General features: G+C 57.6%; 17 protein-coding genes. 5 read left to right on the top strand and 12 right to left on the bottom strand.

The window, feature by feature from the left end; genetic code table 11:
• Positions 1-94 precede the first annotated feature (94 nt).
• A complete protein-coding gene (locus JQ597_RS04350) occupies positions 95-1084 on the top strand; it encodes an NAD(P)H-dependent flavin oxidoreductase (protein ID WP_212263018.1) in 990 nt (329 codons plus the stop codon).
• A 468-nt stretch (positions 1085-1552) separates the two neighbouring features.
• On the opposite strand, the gene JQ597_RS04355 is transcribed toward JQ597_RS04350, so the two are convergent.
• The 10 genes from JQ597_RS04355 to JQ597_RS04400 form a co-directional block, all read right to left on the bottom strand.
• Positions 1553-2950 (bottom strand): HD domain-containing phosphohydrolase, encoded by a 1398-nt coding sequence (locus JQ597_RS04355; RefSeq protein WP_212263019.1) that lies wholly within the window; start codon positions 2948-2950, stop codon positions 1553-1555.
• A gap of 1163 nt (positions 2951-4113) precedes the next feature.
• Positions 4114-4518 carry a winged helix-turn-helix transcriptional regulator gene (locus JQ597_RS04360; RefSeq protein ID WP_212263020.1) on the bottom strand — a complete coding sequence of 135 codons (405 nt, stop codon included), beginning with the start codon at positions 4516-4518 and terminating at the stop codon, positions 4114-4116.
• 1179 nt (positions 4519-5697) lie between these two features.
• Entirely contained in the window at positions 5698-6786 is a 1089-nt protein-coding gene (locus tag JQ597_RS04365; protein WP_212263021.1) for a TRAP transporter substrate-binding protein, read from the bottom strand.
• Positions 6787-6942: 156 nt separating this feature from the next.
• The gene (locus tag JQ597_RS04370; protein WP_212263022.1) at positions 6943-8037 is read right to left on the bottom strand and encodes a mandelate racemase/muconate lactonizing enzyme family protein; all 1095 of its coding nucleotides are present in this window, start codon (positions 8035-8037) and stop codon (positions 6943-6945) included.
• Between the two features lie 112 nt (positions 8038-8149).
• The gene (locus tag JQ597_RS04375) at positions 8150-8635 is read right to left on the bottom strand and encodes a cupin domain-containing protein (protein ID WP_249147334.1); all 486 of its coding nucleotides are present in this window, start codon (positions 8633-8635) and stop codon (positions 8150-8152) included.
• 370 nt (positions 8636-9005) lie between these two features.
• Positions 9006-9716 (bottom strand): SDR family NAD(P)-dependent oxidoreductase, encoded by a 711-nt coding sequence (locus JQ597_RS04380; RefSeq protein WP_212263023.1) that lies wholly within the window; start codon positions 9714-9716, stop codon positions 9006-9008.
• Between the two features lie 151 nt (positions 9717-9867).
• Positions 9868-10803, bottom strand: a complete 936-nt coding sequence (locus JQ597_RS04385) for a LysR family transcriptional regulator (RefSeq protein ID WP_212263024.1) — start codon at positions 10801-10803, stop codon at positions 9868-9870.
• A gap of 394 nt (positions 10804-11197) precedes the next feature.
• A complete protein-coding gene (locus JQ597_RS04390) occupies positions 11198-11566 on the bottom strand; it encodes a nuclear transport factor 2 family protein (RefSeq protein WP_212263025.1) in 369 nt (122 codons plus the stop codon).
• Positions 11567-11657: 91 nt separating this feature from the next.
• Complete coding sequence (gene wrbA / locus JQ597_RS04395; RefSeq protein ID WP_212263026.1) at positions 11658-12287, bottom strand: NAD(P)H:quinone oxidoreductase; 630 nt, start codon at positions 12285-12287, stop codon at positions 11658-11660.
• Positions 12288-12361: 74 nt separating this feature from the next.
• Positions 12362-13324: an enoyl-CoA hydratase/isomerase family protein gene (locus JQ597_RS04400; RefSeq protein ID WP_212263027.1), complete on the bottom strand. Its 963-nt coding sequence runs from the start codon at positions 13322-13324 to the stop codon at positions 12362-12364.
• A 468-nt stretch (positions 13325-13792) separates the two neighbouring features.
• Between JQ597_RS04400 and JQ597_RS04405 the strand changes: the two genes are divergently transcribed.
• The 3 genes from JQ597_RS04405 to JQ597_RS04415 all read left to right on the top strand — a co-directional run bounded on the left by JQ597_RS04405 (position 13793) and on the right by JQ597_RS04415 (position 17097).
• Positions 13793-14713, top strand: a complete 921-nt coding sequence (locus JQ597_RS04405) for a ketopantoate reductase family protein (RefSeq protein WP_212263028.1) — start codon at positions 13793-13795, stop codon at positions 14711-14713.
• 490 nt (positions 14714-15203) lie between these two features.
• Complete coding sequence (locus JQ597_RS04410; protein ID WP_212263029.1) at positions 15204-15863, top strand: DsbA family oxidoreductase; 660 nt, start codon at positions 15204-15206, stop codon at positions 15861-15863.
• A 202-nt stretch (positions 15864-16065) separates the two neighbouring features.
• The gene (locus JQ597_RS04415) at positions 16066-17097 is read left to right on the top strand and encodes an alpha/beta fold hydrolase (RefSeq protein WP_212263030.1); all 1032 of its coding nucleotides are present in this window, start codon (positions 16066-16068) and stop codon (positions 17095-17097) included.
• 165 nt (positions 17098-17262) lie between these two features.
• On the opposite strand, the gene JQ597_RS04420 is transcribed toward JQ597_RS04415, so the two are convergent.
• A complete protein-coding gene (locus JQ597_RS04420; RefSeq protein ID WP_249147350.1) occupies positions 17263-18444 on the bottom strand; it encodes a c-type cytochrome in 1182 nt (393 codons plus the stop codon).
• 111 nt (positions 18445-18555) lie between these two features.
• Entirely contained in the window at positions 18556-20262 is a 1707-nt protein-coding gene (locus tag JQ597_RS04425; RefSeq protein WP_212263031.1) for a PQQ-dependent dehydrogenase, methanol/ethanol family, read from the bottom strand.
• A gap of 325 nt (positions 20263-20587) precedes the next feature.
• On the opposite strand from JQ597_RS04425, the gene pqqA reads away from it, so the two are divergent.
• Positions 20588-20668, top strand: a complete 81-nt coding sequence (pqqA, locus tag JQ597_RS04430) for a pyrroloquinoline quinone precursor peptide PqqA (RefSeq protein WP_212263241.1) — start codon at positions 20588-20590, stop codon at positions 20666-20668.
• Positions 20669-21301 lie beyond the last annotated feature (633 nt).

Raw genomic sequence — 21301 nt, forward strand, 5'->3', positions numbered from 1 at the left:
GATCATCTAATCTTATCACTTTTTCGTTGTCAATTCGCCTTCTACGATTGCGCATCCCGCGGCGCGGTCACCGTCATTTCCGAAAGAGAGAAAAATGAGCATCCAGACAAGGCTTACAGAGTTCTTTGCCATCGAGCATCCGATCATCCTTGCTCCAATGACGCCGGCAGCGGGCGCCGAGCTCGCCGAAGCCGTAGCCGAAGCCGGCGCATTAGGCCTGCTAGGCGGTGGATATGCGGAGCGTGAGCAATTTACGCGTGAATCCGCCAAGGTCCGACGGAAGGATATCGGCGCGGGGTTCATCACATGGGCGCTGGCGAAAGATCCAGGTCTCCTGGATGTCGCCCTCGAACAACACCCGCGCGCGATGATGTTGTCCTTTGCCGATCCCGCGCCGTTCGCGCGACGGATCAAGGACGCCGGCGTTCCCCTAATCTGCCAAGTGCACAACTTGGATCAGGCCCTTCGAGCTGCCGAGGTCGGCGCGGACGTGGTCGTTGCACAAGGAACGGAAGCAGGTGGCCATGGAATGATTGCAAGATCGACGATGCCGTTCGTACCCACGGTCGTTGATGCACTTGCGAGTCGCGCACCCAAAGTCATGGTTGCCGCCGCTGGTGGCATCTCGGACGGACGCGGCTTGGCCGCGGCGCTGATGCTAGGAGCAGACGGTGTGCTGATGGGTAGCCGGTTCTGGGCGACCCAGGAGGCCCTGATACATCCGAAGGCAAAGGCTAAAGTGGTCGCTGCCTCGGGCGACGAAACCGTTCGCACGAGCGTCTACGACATCGTGCGACGGCGAGAATGGCCATCCGGATACACCGGCCGCCTTCTCCGCAATGAATTCATCGAGAAATGGCACGGACGGGAGGCGGAACTCGAAGCGATGAAAAACGAAGAACTCGCTAGAGTCGAAACCGCTTGGGAAGCAGGCGACTACGATACGGCGAACGTAACTGTCGGGGAATCAATCGGACTGATCCAGGACATCCCACGAGCCGGAGAATTGGTGAAGCGCATTGCAGCCGAGGCCGAGTTCGCGCTCTCCCGCTATTCGCCAGGCTCTTTAGTCGTCGCTGCCTGACGAGGAGACCTTCCAGGGGAGCCTGGACCCCGCCGAGGCCGCCATTGATGACATATCTCCCACGCCGCCGCAGCTATGCGGCGGCGTGCGTTTTATGGGTCCCTCGAATGCCCTTTGGGGAACGGCCTAACCTTCGCCCACTCCATCCTGACAACCGCCGAGGTGATCGCAGCCTTGCCGAAAGCATCCCGTTCAAAAGAACGAACTCCAATGATTGCGCTCTCGAAGACGCCTGTTGCGAGGTGGACAAACCCATCCGGAGCGCTCCGTCGTGAGTGGGACTTTGATAGCGACATCGGCGCCCTTGTCCAGAGCACCCGCCTGCGTCTACTCTGCTGATCTCGTTTTATTACGCGATTACGGCACGATCTTCTTTTCTTACTTGCGCAATATCCTGATGACCCTCTCTTCCCTGAACTAGTTCGGCTTGTTGTCTGCCGTTCTTCCGCGGCCTGCCTGCCAGAACGATTACAAAAGCCCTAACGTTGAAGCCTTGAGAGTTGCGGCCGCGCGCGTTGAACAGTCCAACTTCCTGAAGATGCTCTCCACGTGAGTACGCACGGTGCTCGGACTTAGCCCAAGCACCCGCGCCGTCTCTTTATTGCTCGCTCCATAACCGACGTGACGCAGCACCTCTAATTCACGTTTGGAGAGAGATGCACGGTGCCCTTTCCGTTGGCCTGCCGTGCGCCTTGGGTTTAGACTTTCGGTAACAAGTTGACTAATCTCTGGATCAAAGCGTCCAAGCTGCGCTTCGCCTCTAATGTGCGCGGATGCCGATTCAGCCGATATTGCGGCTCGCCATGGTCGGTCGGAACGAAGCGCGACCCAAGCCGCCGCGATCGCCACAATGTGGCCCTCCACAGGAATCGATTGGCGAGCGCTCCCGCGAAAATATCCCGAACCGTCGGCACGCTCATAGGTAAACGAGGCAATCTCCGCTGCCCGGTTAAGTCTATCAATCTGCTTGCCAGCGCGCAGCGTCCAATACGGAGCAAGACGGACCTTCTCCCACGCGGCTTCCGACAGCGGTCCCGGCACATTCCAGATGTCGTTTGGCGTCGAGGCGCGACCTATCCCATGGATCAGGCCCGCGTGGTATACGTTGGCTACTTTGTCGGGGGCCAATCCGAGCCGCACGGAACAATCGGCCGCTGCGTTCGCCACCCGTCTTGAAAAGCCTGTCATCCAGGGAAGTTTGAGGTCAATAATATCGGCCACCAACTCGACGCTTGTCGCTTTTTTCATTTCTTCCGTTAGCAACACGTCATGTAGTTTAGCACTTGGTTCTTGCTTAATCGCGGTCAACCAACGCTCCGCGTTCATCGTAACGTTGCGAACAAGCGCGAGCGGGTAGTTTACGCCAGCTCGTCGGGCAATCATTTGTAACGCTCGATCGATGCCATATACTCGGCTGAAGATTTCCAGATCCCCAGCTAACGAGACCATGAATACTGACGGCGGAATACGGTCTGCCTCCAGACGGTTGGGCATTCCACTCCCATCATAAGCTTCCCAGAGATGGAAAAGTGTTTGTTCTGTCGCCTCGTCAAGGTTCAGCATTCGCGCAACCTCTCTAGAGACTTCGCAATGAATCTGTGCAAGCGGAACCATGGTTCTGTCCATGCCACCCTTCTCTTGGACGAGCGCAGACCATTCGGGCCGAGCCGAAAGCATGGCCTCCCGCCCGGACACGTCGTCCCCGAAGAGCGCTGCAAATCCGTTGGCTGTTGCTGTGCAACCCGACCACCGAAGTAGCGCTGCTTGCCGAACCGCTCTGCGTTCGGCAGTGCTGCACTTTTCGGAGACGGCGATCTGGTCGGAAATCCACGCCGCGCGTATCGAGTGATCGATGGGCTGCCCCATGCTAAGGTCGCCTACAAAAGACAGCGCCCTTACAACGTCGAATACGCGGATCGAAGAGGCTGTATTCAATCCAATCAACAACGCTTGGTGACTGTATCGCCTGGCGCCGCTCCTACCCGCGTCTCGTTGATGTTCACATACGGCATAATTTTCTCCTTGAGAAACGTGCGTTGCGGCGCCCTCGTTGGCGTTTGAGTTCAAAGGATCTCCAACAGCCAGTGGGAGGACCATCGTCGACATCGCGAAGGTCACCGACGTCGGACTTGGCTTAGCCCTCTGCGCATCAGCGCCCCGGCCTGGGGCGCAGTCGTCGATCCAGACACTTCCCATTATCGAGGTGGTATCTCGAACGTATGGCCACGGGACCATCTTGCCAACGTGATGGTCAACGATCCTTTGAGAAATGACGTTTCCTGCCGGTAACCAGAGCCCGACCCGACGTAAGGGACGAGAATTGCGGGAGCCAACGGGCATCAACGACACAGCTCGCTACGAATCTAACGGTCAGGGCTCCAGTCGGACGGCAGGAACGAGGATTGCTCGAACGGCTGATCAGAGCGGTGCTTCGCTGTCGTTCAACGATCTGGTACCATCGATTTCGTATCGACCGGTTCTATGGCCGCTCTATGCACTCAGCTAAAGGCCTAAATCACAATCGCGACGGCTGAATGCAATCACGTGCTTTTACAGCTGAAAGCGAACTAGCGATCAGCATTCCGCACTCTCACCGGCGGATGTGACCTCCATAGGTCACTGGAATGGCGACTTCCTCCCTTGACTTGCCGGGGTCGGTGACCCCGGCTCTTTTTTGAGGCAGACAATTCCAACCGTGAACAATGCACGTTTCTTCCGAACACGGCGATGTTACTGAACAGGGTCTGCCGCACGACCGATGCGCCGGTTGCGACAACCGCGGCGCGACTACGCGTGCGTCTCTCTTTACCTCAAGACTGTTCGTTGCGACGGCTATGTGTTTGGAAAACACGTCGCCGGCGTCCTTCGGGGGGTACTCTTCTGCACGTCGATCGAAATGTTCAACATCTCCAGTTTGAAGCGAGGGATCGGCAATGTCGACGAAGGCACCGACTTTGGGCTTAGAGACGCGCTCCTCTTGACGAGTCTTCAAGAGGTAGGAGGCACCTGGAATCTAATCCAGGGCCTTATCAGAACGCATTGTTTCTTCGCGCGCCGCTTTCCGTCAATCTTCCTGTCTCGGCCGCGCTTGCAGCTTGGCTTTTTAGCCTTTCGGCGACTTTGACGACCGCTTGGATTGCGGCCACGAGTTCCTTGCCAAGCTCCGTGAGCGCATACTCGACGGAAGGAGGCGACGTCGGCATCACGCTTCGGACGACGACGCGTTTGGCTTCCAGATCGCGAAGGCGCCCGCTCAGCACCTTCGCGGAAATCGACGAAAGGTCGGTCCGCAACTCGCCAAACCGACGTGGTCCAGCGCTCAAATGCCAGATGATATTCGGCGTCCAGGCCCCACGAAGCAGCGACATGCATTCTGTCAACGCGCAGGATGGCGCCGGCGGCGGCGTCCTGTTCTTTCGCATTTTGAGCACCATGGTCGGCCTCTTCCGGTAACCAGATGGAAACCTGAGAGTCGATGTAACCCCAGGTCATGGGATTTCCAAGAGCGATTTTTCTACCAAATGTTCAATCGACAGGTCGTGACGTGTGGAATTGCCAGAGACGATATGACTCGGAAGGTGCTAGGCCCACCAGCCGTGGCGCGAGACGTAATGGAGCGCGTTGGGCGCGACCGAGCCGCGGGTCGGCATGTGAGGGACGGCACAACGAAACTCGCTCAACTTGACCTCCCGAGACCCGCATCAAATATCGAGATCTCTTTCCTATGGAATCCTCAATGTTGCATTCCATGGAACACTGTCTGCCGAGCGGCGAGCCTTCATCCGTCGCCCGGTAGGGTGTAAATCATCCTCGGGAAGATGCTGCTCCTGATAGTGTGGTCTGAGGCGGGCGCGACACGAACGTCTCAAGCCGTTTGAATAGTTGTATGGAATTACAAATCGATAGGGTTATGCGCGTCATGGACAACGGGAAGAGACTTGCACTCAACGTGCAGATGCTGTTTGACAGGCTGCTTACACGTTTCTGGCTACAAGCCTTGCGGTCGACCTGCTTCGCGTCCCGCCGGCTTGGACACGACACGCAGCCGGCCAACACGATCTGCGATTGTCTTCTGTAAGCGCCACGGGTTATCCGCGCGTCTCTAGGTAGACTGACGCGGATGATAACGTCGCTGAACGACGTTATTCAAGAATTGTTCGAATCGCGCAAAGATTTCTCCTAGCCGTTCGCGTTTGTTCTGGCTTGGGGGCGGTGACGCGCCCGACAAGGAGCGAGCATCACTCTGAACACCAGCCGTTTCTCAGGTTAGACCGGCAGGTGGTTTGAAGCTTTCGAGATCACAGGCATACAGCTCTCGATCGTGACGATGGAGGCCGCAGTCGTTGGTTAGATCGCGCACTCGGTCTTCGTTGACCAGCGTTCGTTCATGCAAATCATTACCTTGAGGCGTGACCGAGACTCTTTGACCTGCTAGATCGATGCAGGCAAGGTGAACTTCGACGAACGCCGGGTTTGATATTCCGCAGATCGAGGCATCCAAGGTCGATTTCGGATCCTGACAATTGACGGTCGTCGTACAACGAGCAACCTGGTCTCAATGTGAGGCCAGGCTACTCTGCCGATCGGATCATAAGTAGGCTTGGGACTTGTGATCAATTCCGTGTGCGTGATCGGATCTGGAAGCCGTCAAAGCTGGATTCGGCGACCTGCCACCAAGCATATTGATCGCTACGAAACATCGCCATTTGCTCGTAGAGCTTCTTGAAGTTCGGATTGCTGGCGGACGTTTCCGCATAGACCTCGTTCGCGGCCCGCAATGAAGCCTCCATGATTGACTGTGGAAATGGGCGCAGCTGCGTGCCGCTTGCAATCAATCGCTTCAGAGCGGGCGGATTGTAAGCATCGTAACGTGCCAGCATGGTCTCATTCGCCAACGACGATGCCGACTTGATGATCGATCGGTAACCTGCCGGCAGAGAATCCCATTTCTGAAGATTGACGAGGTTGTGGAGCGCTGGCCCGCCCTCCCACCAGCCGGGAAAATAGTAATGCTTCGCGACCTTCTGGAAACCAAGCTTTTCATCGTCGTAGGGACCGATCCACTCCGCAGCGTCGATGGTCCCCTTCTCTAGCGATGGGTAAATATCGCCGGCCGCCAGCTGTTGGGGCACGACGCCAAGTTTGGTCAAGACCCGCCCCGCAAAACCGCCAATGCGCATCTTTAGCCCACTCAAATCTGATGGTTCCTTAAGTTCCCTTCGGAACCAGCCGCCCATCTGACAGCCGGTGTTGCCAGCCAAGAGCGCAATTACGTTGTAAGGTTTCAAAAATTCGTTGAAGAGTTCGGAGCCGCCGCCAACCTGGAGCCACGCCGTTTGCATGCGGCTGTTTAGTCCGAACGGAACCGACGTGCCGAATGCGAAAGTCGGATCCTTACCGATGTAGTAATAGGTAGCGGTGTGTGCCATCTCCACGGTGCCATTGGATACTGCGTCCAGTGCCTGCAAGCCCGGAATGATTTCGCCGGCGGCGAATATCTGAATCTGGAATTTGTTGTCGGTGGCTTCGGCAACGGCTTTGACGAAGACTTCCGATGCACCAAAGATGGTGTCGAGCGATTTCGGGAAGCTCGAGGTCAGCCGCCATTTGAGTTCGGGGGTGGACTGGGCCAAGGCTGGGGAGCTCACGGTTGCGGCCGCGACGCCGAGACTAGCCGCCTTGAAGAAATCGCGCCTCTTCATTAACTGCTCCTTGCTGCTTGGATGCGGATGGGATTTCGCGAACGATGTGTCGCGCCTAGCCACCGTAACGGATTGGTACAGTTCAGCGCCCCAGGATAGACGGAGCACTCGTAGTCGGGACTGGGCCGGCGGCGACGCCGTTGGCCGGAAGGTCGGTTAGGCAACGCGATACCGGGTGAGCACGGCAATATCCGGTTCGATCCCGAGCCCGGGTCCCCGCGGCACGGCGATCCTGCCATCCTTCAGGTTGATCATCGCGGCGAACGGCGACGCCTCGAGATCCACGTACACCCGCTCTATCTGGACTGCGTAGGGAAGTGTTGCCGCAAGGTGCAGGGTGGCTGCGAAACCTGGACCGAAATACGGGGAATGCGGCGCGACCGTTACATTGTGCGCATCTGCCAGCACGAAGACCTTCTGCATTTCGGTGATGCCGCCGATCTTCGTAACGCTCGGCTGGACGTAGCTCACCGCATCCTTTGAGAGCATCGTCGAGAATTCGCGGACCGATCCAACGTTTTCACCCGCCGCGATCGCGATGCCGGATTCGCGATTGAGTTCGGCAAGAGCGGAGAAATTTTCTGGCGGCCAAATCGGCTCCTCCAGCCACATGATGTTGCAATCGGCCATCTGCCGCGCCATGGCTTTGGCCTGTTGGAGTGTCCAGGGACAGTTGGTGTCGACGGTGAGCGCAACATCGGGGCCGATTGCCGCGCGCGCTGCACGAATGGGCGCCATCTCGATCTCATGAAGTTTGACCGCCGCATAGCCCTTGTCTACGGCTCGGGCCGAGATTTCGGCAACGATATCGGGTCCGCGATAAGGCAACAGGCTGGCGTAGGCCTCGAATGCGAGACGTCGAGCGCCGCCGAGCAGCTCGTGAATGGAAAGGTTGTTGGCCTTGCCCCAAATATCCCACAGCGCGATTTCGATTCCCGCCAGAGAATAGTTCACCGTGCCATTGCGTCCGAAAAGATGGAGCTTGTAGCGGACCTCGTCGAGCATCGCCGAAAACCCCGCGACCTCGCGTCCGATCAGATGCGGACTAACGATGTCGGCAATGGTCGTTCTGGTAGCGGGAATGATCCCATACCCCCAGGCTTCTCCCCATCCCACCAGACCGTTGTCGGTTTCGATCCTTACGACCAGCATGTCGTAAGATGTCCATGGCTTGTCACCAAACCCTTGGCTGGAGGCTCCGGCATCGAAGGGAATCTTCAGCACAATTGGTTCGATCGTTTTAATTTTCATGAAGAAGGGCTTCTCAGAAGTGGAGCAGCAGCTTGGAAAGGGCGTGGGTCAGCAGCACCGACTTCAGCGCGTGAAGAAGGTTTGCGGGCATCGGAGCCTGTTGCGCGCGAAGCTATTTCTTACGCGGATCGTTCGCCGGATCGATGTAGTGGAGGCCCAGCGGCCCGATGGCGCTAACCTGGGATACATACTCCCCGGATTTCGCCCAGTGAAAATGCGGAGTGTTGCCCGGCAATACAATGACACTGCCCGGAGCATAGGCTTTCAGGGCGGCGGGATCGTATTTGTCCCCGATGCCGATGTAGAACACCCCAGAAATTACGGTGTAGATGCGATCCTCGGGATGGCTGTGCGGCATGATCTTAGCGTCCGCCGGTACCTTCACTCGAACCACGAACGGAGCCGGCTTCTGTGGGTCTCCGACGACGATGGCAAGGCGCACTGTTTCGGGAAACGCGGGGAACGACTTCCACTGGATGTTCTCCGACAGCACGGCGTCGAACTCCTTCGGAGAAATCCCCTGCGCCTGCACTGGGGCGATCGTCGAAATACAGATCAATGCTTGAGCGAATAATGCAAAACCCACTGCGCGTTTCATATGAAGGTTCCTCTTCAAGTGTATGGTGGCAGCCCTAGCACGTTTGTAGCTATCCACCGTGCTTCGACCCCGCTGCCCGCAAAGAATCTGGTTACCGCCAAGTAACGTGAAACGATGGTTTATTGGGATTATCGTCACGCGTCTTTTTTGTGCGAACGCTAAACCAATGCGAGCGGACACAAAGGTGAGGCGGCCAAGATGGGAACGGTGTCATGTCACGGCCGACACACTAATCTCGTTGGCAAAGCCGTGATGGAACAATGCTCATTTGTTTGATCTTCCGTTCCTCGAGGAGCCGCTGCCGGATGGCCGGACTCGAGACGCGTCGCCTCTCGGGCCGGCCCTCTCCGCAAGACTGAATCCGGCTCATTCAATGGCCGGCGCTTTGACCACCATCGACGTGAAGGATCTCGCCCGTAACGAAACCTGCGGCCTCGAGGTAGAGGACCGCATCCATGATGTCGCGAACGTCACCCATGCGCTTGACGGGATGGAGCCCGGAGAGAAACTCGTGGGTGTCCGGAGAATGCATCGGGGTCTTGATTACGCCAGGCGAAACGGCGTTCACCCGAATTCCCTTGGATGCGTATTCGATGGCGAGCGCCTTGGTGGCCGAATTGATGCCGCCCTTCGTCAGATTAGCCAGCACAGTGGGAACAGTGGAGATCGCCTGATCCGTCAGGCTGGTGGTGATGCTGACGATATGTCCGGATCCCTGCTTCAACATTTCGGCAGCAGCCCGCTGGGTCATATGGAAGAAGCCCGCGACATTGGTCGCAATCTTCGTCGCGAAGTCCTCAGCTGTGTACTCCGTGAAGGGCTTGGCGATAAAAATGCCGGCATTGTTCACGAGCGTATCAAGCCGCCCAAACCGCGAGATGGCCTGCTTTACGGCACGATCAGCTGTCGCAGGATCACCAATATCGCCCGGCACAGCAAGAATGTCGGGGTCGCCGCTCTGCTTAATTGAGCGGGACGTTGCCACGACTCGGTAGTTGCGATCGCGGTAAGCTTTGACCAGACCGGCGCCGATACCTTGCGATGCGCCAGTTATGATGGCGACCTTCTGCTCATTACTCATGTGTTTTTGCCCTATGATTTCTCCGGACGACGCGATTGCGTCCCGGCGGTCGTGTGGACCCGTCTCACCATTTAAGGGGTTTGGTGTGCTAACTGAATTGCCGCTGTTCGGCAGGTACTCTTCCTGCAGTCGGAAGAATTGAGGATAGCCCTCACGTCCTCAGAGCGTCGGCCTCCGCAGAGAGCCTCGCGAACTCGGCTCGCAGGCGCGGGACTGCAAAGTCCACAAAGGCGCGAACCTTTGGCACTGACATTCGGCCTTGTGGAGTGATCAGGTGAACCGGAAGCGGGAGATTTTCGGCATTACGCAGCACGATCTTTAGCGATCCCTCCTGCACACGCTCGGCTACGTGGTAGGTGTAAAGCCGCGTAACGCCATGACCGTCGACCGCCGATGCGAGTGCAGCGCGAACGCTGTTAACGACAAGCCTCGGTTTGAAGTGAATTGAACGGGCGATCGAGCTACCGGTGGCCGGCGGAAAGATCCAAGCGTCATGCCCGAAATGCGTTGTGGTGATGATGCGGTGCTTTAGCAGGTCGGCGGGTTCCGCAATGCGGGGATGCTCGGCCAGATATCTCGGCGAGGCAACGATGACCCGCTTCACATCTCCTCCAATACGCACGGCGACCATCGAGGAGTCGGGAAGTTCTGCGACGCGCAGGGCGATATCGATTCCTTCCTCGACGAGATTGGAGTAGCGGTCGAGCAGGATGAGATTTACTGAAACGGCGGGATAGGCGTCCAGGTAGGCATCGATGACCGGTCGCAAGATTTCTTCACCGCTGATTGGCGGTGCAGTGATGGTCAGTGTCCCCCGTGGGGCGCTGCGCTCACTTGCAGCACAAAGGTCGGCCTCTTCGAGATCCAATAGGACACGCCGGCATGCCGAAGCATAGCGCTCGCCTGCGTCGCTGAGCTTGATGGTGCGGGTGGTGCGGTGAAGAAGTTCGGCCCCGACATGACGCTCCAGAAAGGCAATGGCGCGACTGACGGCAGCCGGCGACCGTCTGAGCCGGCGCCCCGCGCCAGCCAGGCTGCCCTCATCCAGGGCCGCCACGAACACCTTCATTGCTTCAATGCGATCCATGCACATTCTTCAAAAACGTGGAATACCGATAATACATCGGATATTTTGGTGTTCTGAGCAAGGATGGATGCCCGTCAATTCAGTCTAAGCTCACGTTGGCACCTTTTGGCTGACCTACCTCGCCCTGCGCAGCCCAGCCAGACTACCGTCAGAGCCCATGGTGCTGCTGCACCTATATGCGATGTCCACGCTCCGGGTCAGGATCGCCATTCGGCGGTCATGGGGAAAGACAACCATTCTGGCATCATATAGCGAGGTCCGCTTTAGCCCAGAAAGTCTCGTATTCCGGCTTTCAATTGGCTCCAGCTCATTCCCGCAATCCGGCCTACGCCGGCTTTTTTGCGCTACCATGATAGAAGCTGCCGGTGCAGCGTTCTCGCGACAGGCCTGTCCATCATTCCTCGACGTGGGTCAGGCTCTTCGTAATCACGCGCCATTCGCCGGTTTGGCGAATGAAGGAAAGGAAATTGAAGTAGTTGAATCCCAGCATACGGACATGCAGTTTAGCCGACGCTATATTTGAGGCCACATCCAGCGATATCAGCTCCATCTGGACGCGCTCACCGAGCTTTTCCGGGGACTCGCGAGAAGCGACGCCATCCAGATAGGCCTCGACAGTCTTGTAATAGGGTTGCTGATGGATTTCGCCTACCACGACAGCACGCGAGTCAAACACCGAACGCAGCATTTCAACGTCGCCTCGGAACAAACCATCAAAATAGCGGCCTACAAGCGCGGCGATATTCCTGTGATCTTCGATCATGTCTGCTCGCCCATTCAATACGTTGCGTCTGCGACGAAGGTGAAGAAGCCGAGGGAAGAGTGCCCCCGCCCCGGCTTCTGATGCACTGACCCTACTTTGCGGCCATCGCCGCCTGAAGCGCGCCACGTTTGAGGGCAGCGGCGATCTCCGCAATATGGCGCCCCTGAAAACGCCCGCCGGCCAATTCGTTTTCGCTCGGCTTGCGTGATCCGTCGGCAGCGGCAAGTGTTGACGCTCCATAAGGAGTACCGCCCGTTACTTCGTCCATTTTCACAAGGCCGGCGTACGAGTAGGGCAGACCGACAGTAATGAGGCCGTGGTGCATCAGTGAAGTAAGGACGGAGAAGATTGTGGTCTCCATACCGCCGTGCTGGCTGGCTGTTGAGGTGAACGCGCCGCCGACCTTGCCAATCAGTTTTCCCTCCGCCCACAGTCCGCCCGTCTGATCCAGGAAATTAGCGAGCTGCGACGACATCCGACCGAAACGGGTAGGTGTCCCCACGATGATGGCATCGTAGTCGGCCAATTCCTCAGGCCTTGCGACTTGCGCGATTTGGTCAAGCTTGGCTCCTGCCTTGGCTGCGACTTCGGACGACATGAGCTCAGGGACCCGCTTCAGGCTGACTTGGGCGCCGGTCGAGCGTGCTCCCTCGGCAACGGCTTGTGCGAGTGCTTCGGTGTGGCCGTAGGTTGAATAGTAGAGAACGAGAACTTTGATCAAGGGTCGGTCCTTTCGTTGAACATGTTGGGGTGACGCGCCGAATAGGCGCGAAAGAGATTTGAATCTGGTCAGCATCACTTTTGTCCGAGCGTTCCCGTGTAATGGCCGAGTCTTCCCTCGACATCCGCGCTCGTCTGCAGCCCGAGTTGCATTAGCCGCTTGATCTTCTGTTGCGCTTGAGGACGTTGCACCGACGCGATGAACGCGTCCCAGCCCGAGGCTATTTCTGGATCGGCCGGCAGACTTGCGGCGTCAACCAGACGCTTGGTATCCGCAATCGCTTGCTTGTCGAACGTGGCGATACGCTTAGCGAGCGACTCCACAAATTTATCCAGGTCGGCATCAGGTAACGATCGATTGACGTAACCGTACCGCTCCGCTAGTTCGCCGCCGATGTCGTCGGCGCCCAAGAGTACCTCGAGGGCTCGTCCGCGGCCCATCAAACGCGGGAGGCGAGCCATCGGTCCACCGCCGGGAACGAGCGCGGCGCCAACTTCCCATTGTGACAGGATCGCCTTCTCGCGACTGGCAAAGCGCATGTCGCTTGCAAGAGCGAGTTCGCTTCCCACCCCTGTCGCCCGCCCGCGGATCGAGACAATGGAAACCACCGGGGCGCGGCTCAAGCGAATGAGCATGTCCGGGAGGGGATGCAAGCCCGTCGGGCCCGGTGCCATCCCCGTAGATTCGGCCAGATCGGGAATGAAGTTGTAATGGGTCAGGAAGAACCCGGGCACGGCGCTCTCGAACACGACCACTTTGACCTGCGGATCAGTTTCGATAGCCGTGATGACCTTATTCAGTTGCGGTATGGTTTCAGGCCCGAAGATATTGAATGGAGGGTTGTCGAGAATGACGCGCCAGTAGGCCGGCGTGCGGCGTTCGAGCCGAACCTGCGGTTTGTGTACCGTGTTGCGATCGACGTTTTCCGCCCGTATCGTCTCAGTACTTGGCTTCAAACCTTGCGGACCCGCGAAAAGCGGAGCGGCGACTACAGCGGTTGCTGCGATAATGACGGCGGCACCCAAGTGCTTGCTCATGATTTGCCTCGGAGATTTCTACGGCTGGCGCGATTGCCGCCGGTGGCCCGCAGCGGGACCGATCTCATCAACGTAATGGCTTGCACTGATCGGCTGAATATCTGCTGCCCGGCATAGACTCTTTCGGCAGGCGGAAGAGTAACGGTAGCGCTTCATCGACGCTCTTCGCCGCCCAGAGTTCACCCCTGAGCTACAGGGAGCGCGGGCGCTTCCGCCTTTGAAACATTGCGCTCCGCGCCTCTCACCCAGCAGTGCCGCGCTGGAGTTGCCCACCATCGTGAGCATGACACCATCGCAGGTTTGGCGAGGGAGGGCACGGTGGCCGGTTCCGGCGATGAGCGAGAGAGCTTCAAAGGATTTGCTCAGGAGTTACAGCCCCTCCATGCGCCTCAGCCTTGCGCAACCATCTTTTAGGCTGATACACGCCGTGTGGTTCAAACGTTTGCGTGGGCGGCTTGAGGTTTGGTAATGCGAATAGCTGTCATTGGGTCGGGTGGAGTAGGTGGTTTTTTCGGCGCGAAGCTGGCGCACGGAGGGGCGGACGTCACGTTTTTGGCGCGAGGAGCACACCTTACCGCAATACGTGAGCAAGGCATCCAGATAGAGGGGGGCCCCGAACCAATCCGAGTTAGTCCTGTCAAAGCAACTGACGATCCGTCATTGATTGGCACCGTCGACCTGGTTCTCTTTGCCGTGAAGCTCTGGGATACGGAAAAAGTGCTCAACCAAATCCGACCGGTCGTCGCGCCTAAGACCACAATTATCTCCTTCCAGAATGGTGTCCTGAAAGACACTTATCTCCGGGCGCACTACGATCCCGGCCAGATCATGGGAGGAGTCGGTTACGTCGCGACGACGATTGATCGTCCCGGCGTAATCCGGCAGACCGGACCCATGCAGCGGCTCATATTCGGAGAATTTGATGGCCAACGCTCGGCCCGCGGCGAGGCGTTTCTAAGTGCGTGTCTAAGCGGCGGCATCAACGCCGAATTCTCGTCCGACATTCTCCGCGAAATCTGGGAAAAATTCGTGTTCCTTGTTGGCCTCTCGGGCACTACTACCACGATGGGGGTCCCTATCGGTCCCATTCGTGAGAACCCACAGACTCGCTCCTTCCTACTCGATATCATGAAGGAAGTTGTCGCTGTAGGGCGAGCTAACGGCGTTGCGCTGGCGGAGGATTACGCAGAGCGTCGGCTGGAATTGGCGGACAATGTCGCGGCAGACATGACATCATCTATGCACCACGATCTACAACGCGGCAACGCCCTGGAAGTCCGCTGGTTGTCCGGAGGCGTGGTAGAACTTGGCGAACGGGTAGGTGTACCAACTCCGCTAAATCGCGCCATCGCAGACATCCTCGCCCTACGCCAGGCGGGATCAAAATGATAGGCGCCGGCATCACAAAGCCTAACATCTCGTGAAGCAGCTTAATCAGAAGACGACTTCTCGACTGACCGCGGCGGCGATGGCATGGCGCTCTCAAGACCTACCGAGGTGCCAAACGATTTCAGGATTGAGCGCTTTGCACCCGAGCAGAGCACTGATGAATGGATAAATCCGATATAGGCGCATGAACACAAGCTGCGTCGCAATTCCAAGTCTGTCGGGGGGCTGCTCCAGTTCGAGGGTCCGCTTGATGCGGCTTTCCCGTCCGGGTCAGCTTGGCCTAGGCGGCAATTCATGGAACTGAAACGCTCGCAATTGTTCCGCACGCAGGAAGAGTAACTGCCGGATAGCGGCAATTCTGCTTTGGCTTCTACCACGCTACGAAACAGGAACTTGGTACGATCCTGAACGCGGCAGCTGGGCCCGGTACCCAGCTCATGTGCGACGGGTGCACCACCTTCCCGCTTGCCTATTGTAGAAGGGACAACGCATGATCTCACGACCTCAGCACCTGACCTTGCAGGTCGTTTCCGATTTCGTTTGCCCATGGTGCTTTATTGGGAAACGCAGCTTAGACCAAGCAGTAACGATCCTGACAGCTCGGGGCGTAAACGTAGAACTCGAATGGTTGCCATTCCAACTCAATCCAGACCTGCCCGCGGACGGGATGGACAGGAAAGCGTTCCGCACCGGTCGCTTCGGCAGTTGGGAGAATGCTCTGGCTATGGACGGCCGTGCCGTCGAGGCTGGCCGCAAGGTTGGAGCTGACTTCCACTATGAACGCCAAACTCGCACGTCGAGTACTTTGGCAGCCCATCGCCTAGTCCGATTGGCGCTCGTGGAGGGTGGCCCGGCCCTTCAGAACGGAGTCGTTGAGGCCCTATTTGTAGCGTATTTTACGGACGGTCAAGACGTCGGAAATCACGCCGTGCTCGCTCACATCGCAAAAAACGCGGGCATGTCGAGCGACGCGGTGGGCCGGTCGATTTACCTTCAAGACGAAATCCGGGAGCTCGAGGCGATTGTCCGCTTATCCGGCTTAAACGGCGTCCCGAGTTACCTCCTCGGCAATAATCTTCTCTTCAGCGGCTCGCAAAATGTTGAAGGATATGTGAAGAGCCTCGCCGCCGCCGCGGGCCAGACGGTCTAGTCATCGTCGCGACAAACCGTTCTGGGCAGAGCCTCCGCAGAGACGATATGTCCGGACCCGCCATCGGACCCTACTTCCCTTCGGTAACCCGGACCCACCAGCGTCATCTCTGCCGCGGCAGCTTCTATGCGGTTGATGATGCGGCCGCTGACTTCGAACAGGCGTAAGAACCACCCGCAGACGATTACGATAGGAAGATCACATGCCCGATCTCTTTGATGCAAAACGCAGACGATTCCTGCAGGCGGCGGGCGTGAGCACGGCGGGATTGGCCACATTAGGACTCGGAATCGCTCCACTCGCCGGAGCCGAGATGGCGGCCGTTCCGGCCGCCTCATCGACCGGTGCGATGGGTCCGATCAAACAAGTCCGCACAGACGTTCTGGACATCGGCTACTACGAGGCCGGTCCACACGACGGCCAGGTGGTGGTGCTCCTGCATGGCTACCCTTACGACATCCACAGTTACATTGAGGTTGCCCCCATTCTCGAAGCTCAGGGCTACCGCGTCATCGTACCCTATCTTCGCGGGCACGGATCCACTTGCTTTCTCAAGTCCGCAACAATGCGCGTGGGTCAACAAGGGGCCCTCGGCGCCGATGTGATTGCCTTGATGGATGCCCTTGGAATTCCGACTGCCATCTTCGCCGGTTACGGCTGGGGCGGGCGCGCCGCTTGCGTTGCAGCCGCCATTTGGCCTGAGCGTTGCAAGGGTTTGATCTCCGTCAACGGCTATCTCATTCAGGATATCGGGCTCGCGATGAACACGACTCCACCCAAGGAGTCCGGTCTTTTGTATCAGACTGAGCATGGCCGGGCGGAACTGGCTGCCGACCGGCGATCCGTCGCCTATGCAATTTGGACACGCAACTCGCCCTCCTGGCGCTTTGATCAAGCAACATTCGAACGAACGGCTGGAGCGTTCGACAATCCGGATCACGTCGACATAGTGATCCACTCGCACCGCCATCAAGTCGGCTTGGCGCCGGGCTGCCCTACTTACGATGCGATTGAGCGGCTGCTTGCGGGCCAGCCTGCTATTACCGTTCCGACGATTACGCTGGATGGCGAGGCCGACGGCAATTTTCCGGCAAGCGACGGGTCTGCAATGGCGGAGAAATTTCGTGGCCCCCGTGTACACCGGAGAATTCCCAACGCTGGTCACAACCTTCCGCAGGAAGCCCCAGGCACTTTTGCACGAGCGGTTGTCGCGCTAATGAAGGCGGTGTCATGACCCTGGTCTTAGGCTCGTGGCAGAATACCGAAACGACCTTTTCATCGACCAGAAACCAAGAGCCGAGCAGAAAGAACAGCCTTCGGCGCTGCTGATGGGATACACCACGCCTATCCAATCCATCTACGGACGCTGGAAAGCCAAGTGGTCGGCATCTGTGCCGGGTCAATTAGATTGAGCATTCGGTGTTTGGAGGCTCATTAGGTAGGCATAGACGTTCTCGAGCTGCTCATCGCTGAACACGCCCTTCCAAGCTGGCATTCCCTTGGCGGGCCGCCCTTCCTGAGCAGCGGTCCAAAATCTTGAGTGAGTGTCTTCGCCATAGCGCTTTTTAAGCAACCGAAGATCGATGCGGCGCTCGCTCTGCACTGCGTCGGGACCATGACAATGTGCGCAGGTTCCGTTGAAGATCTCTCTTCCAGAACTCAAGACCTCCGGGATCGCTACGGCACCTGAAAGCGCCACATTGGCGGGCTGGACCGATGTCTCCGCCCCTGTGAGCTTTGTCGCAGGTCGGGGTTGGCCTAGCTGGATTGGCTCTTCGCCCGGAAGACCATACATTTTGCTGAGATCAGCAATTCTCCGCTCCAGTGAAGGCAGCGCCACGTCGACTTGATCCCGCAACTCTTTCGAAGATTTGGCAAACCCGATAGCGACCGGCCATGACAGGCCCGGTCCTTCAGTGGACTGGACCCGGTAGCGTCCATCATAGCGCGTTCTGTTCAGCCAGCCAGCGATCGGTCCCCAAATAAACGCTACATCCACCTTGCCCTCGGCCAGGGCTTCCATGCCTTCTTCAGGCGTAATAACGGTCATCTTCTCGATATCGTCACGTAATGCAAGGAGGTCTTGCGGCGTCGTTTGAAATTGCACAGCGACACGCCTGCCCGTCAGGTCATCAAGGCTTCGGATCCCTCGTTCCCTGTTGGTGACTACAGCATAGCTCAGCGTGCTGAACCTTTTTGAGAACACAACCGACGGGCCCATGAAATCGTCTGTCAGGGGAAGCCCAATGAAGGCGTCGCACTGCTTACCAAGGAGTGTGACGCGCACGGTGCGCTTCCCGAAATAGGATTTGTACCAGTCATAGCTCACCGGCCGGCCCAGCGCGTGCCCTAGTGCCCGACCGATCTCAACGTAAAAACCTGGTTGGTTCGGCTCGCTGCTGGAGAACGGAAGATTTGTTGGGTCGGCGCATAGGTGCAGCGGCTTGACCTCGTCTGCACTGGTCCGCAAGACGGGTACGACGAGCATCAAAAGGATCGCGATAGTGAATATGCTCGCGTATCGGCGAGCGCAGCATTCGGAGCGAGGAGCGCCGGCGTCAGCAGGCTTGGCTTCGAGCATCCTAAACTCTCCTGATCAGAGCACGGGCCGCACACGGGACCGCCGGCACATATTTAATCGGCGTGTCATGAGCGACCGCAGCCGCTCATGACATTCACGTGCCTTTGAGGCTTATTGAACCGAAAACACGAACAAAGCACCGCCCTCGGGAGCCGCGGCCGTCATTTTCTTTCCGACTTCTCCTAGGAACGCAGGTATCGCCGCGGTGCGCCCCACGACTACGGCGACGTACTGCTTGCCATCGACCGAATACGTTACTGGACCCGCTCCAATGCCTGAACCAAGGTTCTTCTTCCAGAGAATCTTGCCAGTCTTCGCATCAATGGCCCGGAAGTCTCCGCGAAGATCGCCGGAGAACACTAGGTTGCCGCCGGTAGTAAGCGTCCCGCCGTTGAACGGGAGCTCTTCTCTAATACCCCAGACCTTCTTGTTCGCCACCGGGTCCCAAGCCACGAGTTCACCGAGGAAGCCGCCCGCGCCTTCCTTGGTAATGAATTCGGCACCTAGATAGAAGACGCCACGTTTGTAGCCGACGTCGCTGACCGTGAAGTCCATGCACATGTTGTTGGTCGGAATATACACCAGGCCCGTTTCGGGATTGAACGACATCGGCTGCCAGTTCTTGCCTCCGATCAAGTTGGGACAAATATCCTTTGCGGGACGGCCCGGTCCCGGCCGCTTGTCCGGGTTCTCAACGGCGCGCATCGTTGCGATGTCCCACTTCTCGGCCCAATTTGCGAAAGTATACTTTTCCGCTGACAACAACTTGCCGGTTTCGCGATTGGCGACGAAGAAAAAGCCGTTGCGGTCCGCCTTCATAACGGTCGGGACCGTACTGCCACCTATCGTGAGATCGGCAAGGATGTTTTCGTTCACGCCATCATAATCCCAGGCGTCCGCTGGCGTCCCTTGTATGTGCCACTTTATCTTGCCCGTGTTCGGATCGAGAGCGAGCGTCGCGGAAGTATAGAGGTTCGTCAGCTTACCGAAATCACTATTGCCGGTGGAACGGACGGCCGTGTTCCAGGGACCGGGATTGCTGGTGCCCCAATAGACAGTGTCGGACTTGGGATCGTAAGAGCCGACCAGCCACGCCGCGCCGCCGCCCTTCAGTCCTGTATCTCCCTTCCATGTATCGCTGCCGGGCTCTCCCGGTGCGGGCACAGTGAAGGTCTGCCAGACCTGCTTGCCTGTATTGAGATCATAGGCTTGAAGCGCACCGCGTACCCCATACTCCCCGCCGCCGAAGCCTGTGATCACCTTATCGCGAACGATGAGTGGAGGCGAGGTGATAACTGAACCCTGCTTGTAGTCGACGACCGTCGACGTCCACAGTTCCTTACCGGTTACAGCATCAAGCGCGGTCAGCTTGCCGTCGAGTCTTCCGATAAAAATCTTGCCTTCAGCGAAGGATACGCCACGGTTGTTGACGTCGCAGCAGGCGTACTGCAACACATCGTCCGGAACATCCGGCTCATAGGTCCATTTACGAGCTCCCGACGCTGCATCGAGCGCATAAACGTATTTCGGCCCCCACGACGTGGTGACATACAGCGTATTGCCGATTACGACCGGAGAGGATTCGTTCGATCGTAGTGAGCCGAGAGAGAACGAATAGACTAACGACAATTTTCCCGCGTTCGCCGAATTGATCTGCTTGAGGGGACTGAAGCGCGTGTTCGCGTAATCGTGACCTGCAATAGCCCATTGTTCGGTATTGGCCACCGCCCGGACAACAGAATCGTTTGCGCTTGCACCGGCAACCATGCAGGCAGCGACGGACACGGCAGCAAAGAAAACCCTGCTTCTTAGATTCATGTATTTCTCCAAGGGTTACAATCACGCGTCGCATGCAAGCGCTTTCGTCGTACGAGCAACGGCACGCGGCGCTTTCATCGGCTACTCGACGCTAGATAAAGAATCGGCAGGCGAAAAATGATTAATACAGATCACGTCTCATCTGGTTCTCAGATGACATGGTCAGCGGCACAGGTCTGATATCGCTGGGCAGCAGGCGCACGGCGTCAATCTGCAGAAGTAACAGCCGGATGTGAGCTCTCTAGCGTGATCTCTTGCGTTACATCGAACGCGGTCTTACGTTTGCTCCGCGCGAGCATCGCGCCATCGTCCATGGGAGAACCGAATGACTTGGAAAGCCCCGAAGATCGTCGAAGTGCAAGTTGGCATGGAAATCAATATGTACGCCTGCGCCTCGAGGCATTAGCGCATAAAAGCGACTACCCGGCACGAAGCAATCTCTCGCTTCGCGCCGGGCAGAGTCGCTCATTCCATTGCGGCTTCAGCAACGTTTCTATGGCTGATCGTCGACGGCACCTACGGATTTATTAGAGTTGGAGCCTTGTTCATGCTTCCGTGGCGGGCGACGGCCTCAAAGAACCTAAGATCAGTGGCATCCATAAGCGGTCCAATCTGAAGATAGATCGAGGCAATGGTCCTCGGCGGCTTCTGCGATCTATTTGAAGTCGATCGGTGCACAAGGAGGTCACCCAAAAAAATGATTAGTTCTGATTACAGGTATCTGAATTGCAGATTGGTGCAAAAGCCCGGCGCTGGAACTGCTTAGCGAGAACGGGCAAGGGGAAACGGTGTTGATGGCGAGGGTGGCGGCTGGCGCCTTGACCATGCCTCCGCATCGTCCATACGGATCAAGCGGCGGCTACCTGCGCGCGTGCGCGAACGGAAGGCTCGCGAGGTTCAGACCCGCATAGATGATAAAATGTGTTGACCCGGAAAATCATTGGTGCATCAATGCGGGAATATTTAATTCGAAAAGCCTCTAAGTTGTGTGAGTTCATTCAATGATTTTCATTTGCCATCCTGCGCATGCGTGGGACTC

The sequence above is a fragment of the Bradyrhizobium sp. AUGA SZCCT0177 genome (assembly GCF_018130125.1).
In the GTDB taxonomy this organism is placed as follows: domain Bacteria; phylum Pseudomonadota; class Alphaproteobacteria; order Rhizobiales; family Xanthobacteraceae; genus Bradyrhizobium.